Here is a 10,833-nt window from a genome sequence, read left to right on the forward strand (position 1 = left end):
GTCCACCCAGCTTGATGTTGAAAATCCAGCATAAAGATAGGTCTCGAAAACCGGTTTAGTTCTAAGGTGCCTCTCTCTAATTTCAGGTATTTATAAGGCTGAGGTGCAGAAGTGCCATTTGTTACCTAAACCAACCCTAAAAAGCCACGTTTCTCAGGATTGTTGAGGATTATAAAAACATTTTGATACGGTTTGGACATCCTCTCATTTCGGTGGCATACCCGTACCATTGACCGCTAAATTAAGGTGATCTACTGATTTCCCACCCATGACGTCGCGTTCCTCTGAATCGTCTGCCAAAGTTATTGACTCTAGCTCTGCTGGCCTAGGCACCTTCGGTGGTGTCTTTACCCCATCTATTTTGACCATTTTGGGGGTGATCATGTACCTCCGTTTTGGCTGGGTTGTAGGCCAAATGGGATTAGTCAAAACTCTACTGATTGTTACTATTTCAACCGCAATTACATTTATTACAGGACTTTCTATTAGTGCGATCGCAACCGATCAAGTAGTTAGAGCTGGCGGCGCATACTACATGATTAGCCGCTCCCTCGGCATTGAAACTGGCGGTGCCGTGGGCATCCCTCTTTATTTCGCTCAGGCATTTTCAGTCGCTCTCTACACCATTGGTTTTGCAGAAAGCGTAAATAGTGCATTTCCTAACCTACCCATCACAATTACCGTGATGGCTCTAGTGACTACTATCGCAGTTACAGCCCTAGCTCTCAAATCAGCAGATATCGCAATTAAGGCTCAGTATGTGATTATGGCAGCCATCATACTGTCCCTAATCAGTCTAGTCTTTGGCAGCACGGTACCAACCACCGATATACCCACCTCAGAACAACCAGGTGATGCAAGTTTTTGGGCCGTATTAGCTGTATTTTTTCCAGCAGTAACCGGCATTATGTCTGGGGTCAATATGTCAGGCGATCTCAAAGACCCCAAAAAGTCTATTCCCATGGGCACACTGGCAGCTGTGGGAGTCGGCTATGTAATTTATATGTGCATCCCTCTATTATTAAGCAACCGTGCTGATGCTGCCAGCCTGATTAGCGACCCCTTGATCATGCGCAAAATAGCCTTTTGGGGAGATGCCATCCTCCTAGGGGTATGGGGTGCTACCCTATCCAGTGCCCTGGGCAGCATTTTGGGTGCACCTCGAGTTTTGCAAGCTTTAGCTCGGGACAATATTTTACCAAAACGCCTGCGCTGGCTCGGTAACGGCCATGGTCCCACTGACGAACCCAGACTGGGAACGTTGTTTACCCTGGGCGTAGTCTTGGCAGTAGTATGCATTGGGGATTTAGATGCCATTGCCCCTGTACTCACCATGTTTTTTCTAACCACCTACATGGTGCTTAACGTTGCTGCTGGCATCGAAGGATTTCTTCAAAGCCCTTCATTTCGGCCAACATTCCGGATCCCTTGGTATATTTCCATCCTTGGAGCATTAGGCTGTATTGCCATCATGTTCCTAATTAACCCGGCGGCCACGGTGGCCGCCGCTGTTATTGTACTGACCATCTATCTGTGGTTAGAGCGACGTGAAATCCGGACAACTTGGGGAGATGTTCGACAAGGCATTTGGTTATCGCTAGTACGCGCTGGCCTGAATAACATCGCGGATAGTGCCGATCCTAAAAACTGGAGACCTCACTTACTCGTTCTCTCTGGAGCCCCCACTAAACGCTGGCACTTGATTGAGCTCGCTACAGACTTCACCCACAATCGGGGATTAATTACGTTAGCCAGTATCCTACCAACGGGTGCTCGAAATTTAAATCAACAGGAAAAGATCAGAGGTACTATCCGTGATTACCTGGAAAAGCGAGGCATTCACGCTTTTGTCAAGCTTATTGAAGCCACAGATACATCTACTGGAGCGCAACAACTTATCGACACCTATGGCATTGGACCTTTAATCCCGAACACTGTCCTTTTAGGAGACACTGAAACCAATGATCCAGAGGCGCGCGAACGTTATTGCCAAATCATAAGCAAGTGTCACCAAGCAAAACGAAATATCGTCATCCTCAGAAATCCTCCTAGCCACATGCCCCAGTTTCCCCAACGTATTGATGTTTGGTGGGGTGGATTGCAATCGAACGGAGGACTAATGTTAATTTTGGCTTATCTGTTACGCACGGGAATTCGATGGCGGTCAGCAGACATTTATTTAAAGCTTGTTGTCTCTAACAAAGCTGCAGCGCAAGCTGCTCAAACCAATCTAAATAAGCTCATCGAAACATTAAGCATCGGGGCTCAATCCAATATCATCGTTGCTGAAGGTCGTCCATTTGACACTATTCTTAGGAAATCATCTGCTACAGCAGATCTAGTCCTCATGGGACTAGCAACACCAAACGACGGTTTTGAAGAATACTACACATCCTTACAGCAAAAGACCGTAGACCTGCCGCCAACCATTTTTGTACTCGCTGCCGAAGATCTTGCCTTCTCAGAGCTTCTACAAAAGGAATAGCTTCCTATTGAACAAGGAAGGGTGTAGGGGGCAGTAGCCCCCTATCTTAAGCAGCAAAGACATCTGCCAAAACGACAAATACTACTCAACCACACGTAAACGCCCTTGATTCAAGGCATCATAAATCTGATTGATTAACATTTTGTCGTTAGCACTAATATTGTTGCCAGCAAACATTGCCATCAAAACGCTCTGATCAGCGCGTGTGATACGGCGAGTTGCAAAGATCTTGGCAACCATTTCTTCCACCGATTGAATAGCCATAAAAAGATTCACCCACAAATCCAGAGAGACAGCTTCGCACCCCAGCGACCAAGAACAGGTATAAAATAAAACACACAGTCAGTTGTTTTACATAACCCAATCTAGAGGGTCTGCTACGGACTCACATCCGTGAGATACCGTATTTCAATTATTAGGGAAAGGGTGTCACCCCGTGAGTAATTATGCTCTCGTCACATCAATTCTTTAAACTGAGCACGATCACCGACAAAAGCACCAGGGCATCTACTGAGAATTCTCAGCAGATGCCTCTCATCTATCTCTGTACGTAAGCTTTGACAAGACATTCAGAGTATTGTGTTGAGCATAACTCTGGAAAATATCTGCCAAACCACCCAAAAACTTTGCTAGTTTCACCAGAAACCATCCGTGATTTCCCTTAGAAACGTTTTAAGCCCAAATGCAAAGGGTTTACCAGGTCTTTATAAGGTAGTCATCCCCCTATCAGGACGCCCCATCATAACTATAAATATAATCTAAAGCCTAGGCCACGACTGCGGCCTAGGCTAGAAACTAAAGTATTGAACCTAGCGTCAACACTTTTCAATCACATCTTACTTAGACCTTTAATTTCTCTTGTGGAGAAGAACCACCTCTTAGAGACTGCATTTTAGATCTACACTGCAGCCAGTTCTGGAGTCGGACGCTTACTGTTACGAATGCTGTTAATCGCTTCAGCATAGTCTGGAGCCTTAAACACAGCAGAACCAGCTACGATAGCATTTGCTCCCGCTTCCAACACTTGCCAAGTATTATGGGCTTTCAAACCACCATCAACCTCAATCCATGGGTCCAAACCACGCTCATCACACATCTGACGGAGTTTACGAATCTTAGGTAACACCTCAGGAATAAACTTTTGCCCCCCAAATCCAGGGTTTACACTCATAATCAAGACCAGATCACATAGCTCTAACACATACTCAATTAGGTCCAAAGGTGTAGACGGGTTCAGCACGACACCAGCTTGCTTACCTAAATTTCGAATACTGCTAAGAGTGCTATGCAAATGAGGTGAAGCATTATGCTCAGCATGTACAGAAATGATATCTGCTCCAGCTTTTGCAAAACCTTCGATATACTTCTCAGGCTCAACAATCATCAGGTGAACATCAAGAGGCTTTGTAGTAATGGGTCGAATAGCCTCGACAATTAATGGGCCAATGGTGATATTAGGTACAAAACGACCGTCCATCACGTCTACATGAATCCAATCTGCACCAGCTTCATCTGCTGCACGAATTTCATCGCCCAAGCGACTAAAATCAGCCGATAGAATAGATGGGGAAATAACAACAGATTTTTTCGATTGTGTCATGGGGAACCCGCCTCTTGTAATCACCATAATGGTCACTATCGTAACAAAAACTTAGTATCAAAATCGTTACAAACTGCTTTAGCTGATGCTATTTATCATCCGAATGTGTATTTACAGGAGTCTTCATGGGAATTTTTCAGAAACTTTTGGACCGGTCTTCCTCTAGCGATCGCAATGAGGTTAAACGTCTTCTACTTCCCCTGCTTCTATTTACAGGCCTTGCCAGTGGCTTGCCAGCTTTAGCCCTTTCAGTATCAGTGGGAGCAGATGGTATCGATGCTCGCCGGTTACATTTGGCACCTTACAATCTAACCGGTAAAAAAATTGCAATTGGTCAAGTTGAGGGGGGACGACCTGGACTTTTCGGACTAGATAAGCTGGCGATTCCTAATAGTCCCGTCACAGTAAACCAGGTTTTACAGCTTGATGGTTCTGCCACAGCAGATGAGTTTGTCGACAATCATGCTAATCATGTGGCCAGTGTCATGATTAGTCGAGACAAACGATTAGTCGGTGTAGCACCCGATGCAACTTTATTTTCCGCATCTATTGGACCACTGGAAGGCGAAATTAGTGGCCAACCTCAAGAATGTATCACTACACAGCATATCGCCCTGCGCAATAGTGATGATGTCCGAGCCATTAATTTCAGCTTCGGCGAACCTTTAGCCACCGATCCTCGCCCCAATGCCACACTTGATGGCAATGCTCTACTGACACAGTGTATTGACTGGTCAAGTATTACCCACAAAACACTATATGTTATTGCTGGTAATCAGGGTGGCGGTGGCATCCCAATTCCTACCGACAACTTCAATGGCATCAATGTCGCTTACTCAACTCAAGTAGACGGACGTTTTGTCAAAATTGACTACGCTAATGCTGGTAGTGAGCCTACATTTAGCCCTCGGGGAACGCCGACACCAGAGTCTAATGTTGGTCCCCGACGTTCGATTAATTTAGTGGCCCCTGGAGACGACATTAGGATGTTGAACCCTAACGGCCAGGAAATTCTTAGTAGCGGTTCCAGCTTCGCAGCCCCTCACGTAGCAGCGACTGTTGCCCTCTTGCAAGAATGGGGTGATCGACAAATTCGTACAGCAAGCTGGAGCTTGGATACTCGTGAGCCTATGGTAATGAAAGCTGTATTGCTTAATGCTGCCGATAAATTAATGGATGAAGGGAATGGCCAAAACCTAGGCATGGGAAAAACCTTACTGGATGAGTCAAATCTGACTTGGATCGCATCAGATGCTTATCGAGATCCAAAGGTACCTCTACATGGAGAACTGGGCACTGGCCAATTAAATGCTTTCAGAGCTTACGAACAATTCAATGGCGGTCAATGGCCCCCTGGGAATGTACCGATTGTAGGTTGGGACTACAACTCCCTACCCTTAGCTGCTGGCAACGATACTAGTCAAGAAAGCATCTATACAGACTACGTGATTGACAGTCCGCTCAAGGAAGGTAGTTACTTTGCTGCAACTCTGACATGGGAGCGTCAGGTTGCACTGGCAGATAGTAATGATAATGGCTTATATGACATCGGAGAAAGCTTTAACAGCCAGGAACTGAATAACTTAAACCTCTACTTGATGCCTGCTGACGAGAACGATATGGACAAAAGCATTTGGTCTTCAGTCAGTGAGGTAGATAGCCTCGAGCACATCTTTTATAAAATTCCCCAAACCGGGCGATATAAACTAAGAGTCGTTTATGAGAAACAAGTTACTTCTGAAGTCGCTCAACCTTACGCATTAGCATGGTGGGGCGCTGGTGAATAAGCATCAACTGTCAGCAGCACACAGCATGAGCAATATCCAAGTTAATCCTCAGCCTGATAAAACCGAACTGGATGCAATGGGCGTTTTTCCTGGCCTGTTTGGCAAAAAGAGGCATCAGAATTTCCATGGCATTATGACGAGACAGAAACTTGTTACTTCTTAGAAGGAGACGTTGTCGTTACACCAGATGAAGGCGCTCCCATTTCTATGGGTAAGGGTGACCTAGTCATCTTTCCAGCCGGCATGAGTTGCACTTGGCGCATCAACGCTACAGTTAGCAAACATTACTCGTTTGGCTAATCCATCCCAAATTTTCAGCACTTGCCTAATAGGACTAAAGCCCTTTAAAGATATCCCCTCGAGGTTGCGCTTCGAGGGGATACCTTTCTGAGCTTTACCATAGCGACTTATGCATTTTTAAGTAGGTGTTTTACTAAATTATCTTTAACCATCATTTGACGCATAACTTCTAAAACATAGTTTTGCGCATCCTCATGGGAAAGATTACGCACTTGCTCTTTTAAAACCTGCAGTTGAAACTGCTGCTCTAACGTTAATTGACCTGGCATATCCATAGGTCACTCCTCCATAAATCATTGACGAAGACAAAGGCGCTAGCCCGTTATCGTTACAAAGATTTTAACCATGCTGCAACTAACCGTCAACCTGTCAAGCAATAAATAATCAAAGAAACATTTGTTTACAAGTTTACCGTCGCTTTGGTAGTGAAATATGCAGAAACGCCTTCTATGAGCATATCCCCTGTGTAAATCTACGCGCCTCTAATCAAACTTTTCCCATGCCTTCTCATAAAGAAACAAACCTTTCAAAGATTGCAAGAGGCCTCAATGAATATAGTCACCTTGGAATTCTCGATTTTTCTAGGCCCAATACATGGTGTGTGGGTTAGCCACAACCATAAAATGAAAAGCACCTTATCAAGGCGACCTCAGCTGCGTATAGAAAATTACATCTATAGCTTGACGCCCATAGTTCACAACATCAGTTATGACTGAAAGCTACGAATAACAACAGCTATAGGTGTATCACACTGCTGCTGGCGCAGCCTCTCCTTTGGAGATATGCATTCAGCAGTATGCTATAGAAGTTCCCAGCCCATCTATTTTGAGCCAGCCTAATCATCTTGTAGATATAAATTAAGCTCAACCAGTTCACTACTATATGAAGCACTTATGCTTGAAACAGATTCAAGACAATAGTGAACGTTGCCTAATTCTTAGTTATCAACAAATCAAACACTGAGGGCAGTCATTTCAATACCAATATTATTAGAAATCAACTGCTCCTTACTCAAAGAAAAAGCTTCATCACATACATTCTGAAGTTCTCTGGGTACCGGTCGAAAAAGGGATAAGACACCTGCTTGACAGCCAAGATCTTGCACTCGTTCAATAACAGGAACAAATTCTTGATCACTAGTCACTATCAAAGCATAGTCATAGTTTTTCATGGCAGCATGATAGACCATGTCTGAGACAAGATGTACGTCTACTCCCTTCTCACTATAATTCCCGCCTCCTATGGGTATTGCATATCCTAAAACCACCTTAGAAGTTTGCAATATGTCCTCTCCATGCTCACTTTCAAGTGAGGCTAAATGCGGCTCACATGTATAGAAAAAAGTTCTGACTAACTGGCGACCTTCGAGAAAGATCTCTCCAAACCAATGAATCGGTTTGATAATTTTAACTTCAGATCCATTAAGGCAGTATCGGAAGTTTGTTCCATCGATAAACACCATGGCTTTTTGAACATGAAGCGCTGGTGCACGCAATTTTATATTGCCATCGTAAGACTTATACATAACGATGATTCCTAATAACAATCATGCCGATACTGGAGTTTATAAACCCTCTTGATCACTAGATAGATGCAATTAAGAACCCTTGTGATGTCAAATTTGATATCCTTAGCGCAAACTTGAAATTGCTTGACTATCTAAGGAGTAATTGGAGTAATTTACTACAGCGTGTGCCTAAGCTCTAAAAGTTTCAAACCTAATGAACTCAGAGACAATCACCGTGGAGACGTAGTTCCACGCTTCATCAGATGATCATTCATGAATCTGAACACCTATAGCAGTGCCATGGCCAACTGAAGCGATAGATGCCCCAAAAGACATGAAAAACCTATGCTTTACCTATTGAAAAGCAAACACAAAAACTTAATCTAATAACTCAGAAGCCTTCAACGAGAATTGAACTCGTGACCTCTCCCTTACCAAGGGCCAGAAGCTATATACAGCAAGGGTTTCATTGAAAATTTGCGTTCTGTGACCTGTCGTTTTAGCACAGGAATAACACAGCAAATGGCTAAAGGCATCCGACCCCGGACACGCTCGAAAAAATTGTATATACGGTTCAAACACCAAGGCATTGAGTTCTATAAGCAATGGGGGTTAGCGGATAACCCAGAGCACGTTGCACGCATGGAATACATATGTAAGTGCATCAGCCAGGAAGTAGGGGCTAACAGGTTTACGGACCTAGAAAAATACTTTGTAGATGCTGAGTTGTGGGACTGGATGAAGGTTTGCAGAGCCATAGCAAAGAAGCCTGAAAACTCTACTAACCGAAGCTTGACTCATAAGCTTCATATGGATCACCCAAGGTTGAATGGACCTAAGCATGTAAAAGCTTGGTTGGATTCCATGAACATAGCCACAGCTACCAAAGCCAGATACCTAGGGGCCATTAAATCTGTTGCACCTGCTATATGCCAGGGCGTTAGTTATTCGCAGAAAAATAAAAGTGAACCTAATCCTTTTAGCCAGACTGAACAGGACAGGATAATAGAATGCTGTGATGGGTTAGGGTTTGAAACCTATATGCTGATTGACCTGTGGCTACATTGTGGCTTTAGACCAGGTGAAGCAAGGGCGTTAACCTGTAGTGACTTCGATCCTGTTTCAATGAAACTTTCAATAAAACGCAGCATGACGGCTGATGGAAGGATCAAATCTACTAAGACGGGTAAGTCTAGGGTTATTGGTTTACCAAATCATGTTGCTACGTCACTGGGTAGGTTCGTTCATGGGTTCAATCCCGGTCAATCCCTATTCCTTAGCATCAAACATCACAGTAATTGGACTCGTAGGGTATGGAAGCCGTTGCTAGTTAGGGCAGGCGTAAAAGAAGACTTTAGGCCATACAGACTAAGGCATACAGCCATTACAGCAGCTGTACAGCGTGACCCTAGAAGAATAGCCCTGATCGCAAAGGAATATGGCACCAGTCCAGCTGTGATATTCGAGCATTACCTAGGTTTCATTGAATCGTCCATTGAAACTAATCCAACGACTTAGCCCATAGTGGTGGATCACCTTTTTTAGAACCGTATGCTGAAATGTGTACGGCTTTTACTTCGGCTATTACACGCGACGCTGCACCTTCGGCAAACACTTAGAAACTGCAAAAATAGATAAAAGGAATAATAATCATAGGCCATGGTGGAGCTAGACCAGGGGCAAGTCGGAAGTCAAAATGGTGGCTAGATGGAAAGCCTCTAAAAACCAAACTCATTCGCATACCTGAGGTAATACCTGACGGTGAAACAAATGAGTTCATACGCCTTAATCTGATTGAGTTTGAGGCGCATGAGAACAAAGCAAAAGACACTTAAAAGAGACTGTTCTCAGATGCGCTGAATTAAAAATTTTAACAAGTTATCAATTGAAATAATAGCATTGGAAAAAGTGCCATCAATTCATCAATTCACCTGTTAACTAAACCCAGATAATTTACATCATTTTCTATATTTGATTCAGGGAAGCCTAAAGTTAGTTAGTGAACGCAATAAACCAACTGTCACAAGCTATTTATGAATAGTATTTAGTTTGAGCCTAACTAATTTTTTAAGGCATTATAGCAATTTCAATCCAGGTGAGGTACGCTAGTCATCATAAATTAAGTGTACCTAAGATGATTAGAACTGATGCCTAAGCCGTACTCATTGGACTTACGTCAGAAGATTGTCAAGGCCTATGACCGAGGTGACCTCTCTCAACGTAGTCTTGCTAAACAATTTGGTGTCGCTAAAAGTTTTGTGCAAAAACTGCTCAAGCAGCGTCGAGAGACGGGCTCAATTGCCCCCAAGGTCCGTGAGGAGCAAACCCCACCCAAACTCAATGACGACCATCGAATCATTCTGGCTCAGTTAGTCGAAGCAACCAATGATGCGACGTTGGCAGAACTCTGCCATCAGATCCATGAGAAAACGGGGGTGCGTGTCGGTACAACCACAATGCACAATACGCTCAAGCAGATGAATCTAACGGTCAAAAAAAACGTTCTACCCTGATGTTAAAGCCAGCGAACGAGTCCAAACGGAACGGGTAGATTTCTGGAAGACAGTCCAGACAATTCTGGCGAAAGATCTTATTTTCATCGACGAATCGGGTGTCAATTTAGCGATGACCCGGTTGAGAGCTCGGTCGACTAAGGGCAAGCGTGCTTACAGCAGCAAACCCAGCAAACGTGGAAAGAACGTCTCTATTATTGGTGCCCTTGGGCTGAATGGTGTGATTGCAGACTACAGTCTGCTAGGCGCTACGGACGGTCTGACCTTTGAAGCCTTTATCAGCCAAACGTTAGTTCCAAAACTATGGAAAGGTGCTTGTGTGGTGATGGATAACTGTCCGGTACATCTCGACCAAACCATCCGTGACCTGATTGAAGCAGCACAGGCTCGATTAATTTACCTCCCTCCCTATTCACCTGATTTCTCACCTATCGAAAACTGCTGGTCTAAGCTCAAAAGTATTCTCAGAACACTAGGACCGAGAACTTACCCTGACTTAGTGCAAAATCACACTAACTTCGGGCTCTTGGCGACTTTTGGTGATCCGAATGGGATGGCAAACCGTAAATAGGGATTGGCCTTCACGTGCATCCCATCATGGACTTTCTACAGCATCTACTCCCTGACTCATCAGCCTTAGC

At 44.2% G+C, this 10,833-nt stretch carries 9 protein-coding genes and 1 pseudogene; 6 read left to right on the plus strand and 4 right to left on the minus strand.

Annotated features, from left to right (window positions below; genetic code table 11):
• Positions 1–268 precede the first annotated feature (268 nt).
• On the plus strand, positions 269–2,485 hold the full coding sequence (locus QGP82_RS19370; protein ID WP_163696754.1) for an APC family permease: 2,217 nt from the start codon (positions 269–271) through the stop codon (positions 2,483–2,485).
• A gap of 81 nt (positions 2,486–2,566) precedes the next feature.
• Here QGP82_RS19370 and QGP82_RS19375 read toward each other — a convergent pair whose 3' ends face one another.
• Together QGP82_RS19375 and rpe are read right to left on the minus strand one after the other, a co-directional pair.
• The gene (locus tag QGP82_RS19375; RefSeq protein WP_006516715.1) at positions 2,567–2,749 is read right to left on the minus strand and encodes a hypothetical protein; all 183 of its coding nucleotides are present in this window, start codon (positions 2,747–2,749) and stop codon (positions 2,567–2,569) included.
• Between the two features lie 634 nt (positions 2,750–3,383).
• Positions 3,384–4,085: a ribulose-phosphate 3-epimerase gene (gene rpe / locus QGP82_RS19380; RefSeq protein ID WP_163671218.1), complete on the minus strand. Its 702-nt coding sequence runs from the start codon at positions 4,083–4,085 to the stop codon at positions 3,384–3,386.
• Between the two features lie 125 nt (positions 4,086–4,210).
• Here rpe and QGP82_RS19385 point away from each other — a divergent pair, with 125 nt between their 5' ends.
• Positions 4,211–5,872 (plus strand): S8 family serine peptidase, encoded by a 1,662-nt coding sequence (locus tag QGP82_RS19385; RefSeq protein WP_250565224.1) that lies wholly within the window; start codon positions 4,211–4,213, stop codon positions 5,870–5,872.
• Positions 5,873–5,897: 25 nt separating this feature from the next.
• Positions 5,898–6,172, plus strand: a pseudogene (locus tag QGP82_RS19390) (cupin domain-containing protein).
• A gap of 107 nt (positions 6,173–6,279) precedes the next feature.
• On the opposite strand, the gene QGP82_RS19395 reads toward QGP82_RS19390, so the two are convergent.
• Complete coding sequence (locus tag QGP82_RS19395) at positions 6,280–6,447, minus strand: NblA/ycf18 family protein (RefSeq protein WP_006516719.1); 168 nt, start codon at positions 6,445–6,447, stop codon at positions 6,280–6,282.
• 677 nt (positions 6,448–7,124) lie between these two features.
• Positions 7,125–7,697, minus strand: coding sequence for an NYN domain-containing protein (locus tag QGP82_RS19400; protein WP_163671216.1), 573 nt, complete (start codon positions 7,695–7,697; stop codon positions 7,125–7,127).
• 624 nt (positions 7,698–8,321) lie between these two features.
• Here QGP82_RS19400 and QGP82_RS19405 point away from each other — a divergent pair.
• The 3 genes from QGP82_RS19405 to QGP82_RS19415 all read left to right on the plus strand — a co-directional run bounded on the left by QGP82_RS19405 (position 8,322) and on the right by QGP82_RS19415 (position 10,763).
• Positions 8,322–9,197, plus strand: coding sequence for a tyrosine-type recombinase/integrase (locus QGP82_RS19405; RefSeq protein WP_163671215.1), 876 nt, complete (start codon positions 8,322–8,324; stop codon positions 9,195–9,197).
• Positions 9,198–9,826: 629 nt separating this feature from the next.
• Entirely contained in the window at positions 9,827–10,192 is a 366-nt protein-coding gene (locus QGP82_RS19410; protein WP_250565223.1) for a helix-turn-helix domain-containing protein, read from the plus strand.
• 85 nt (positions 10,193–10,277) lie between these two features.
• Complete coding sequence (locus tag QGP82_RS19415) at positions 10,278–10,763, plus strand: IS630 family transposase (protein ID WP_499060723.1); 486 nt, start codon at positions 10,278–10,280, stop codon at positions 10,761–10,763.
• The last annotated feature ends 70 nt before the right edge of the window (positions 10,764–10,833 follow it).

This window comes from Leptothoe sp. LEGE 181152 (assembly GCF_032906605.1).
GTDB lineage: Bacteria > Cyanobacteriota > Cyanobacteriia > Phormidesmidales > Phormidesmidaceae > Leptothoe > Leptothoe turfae.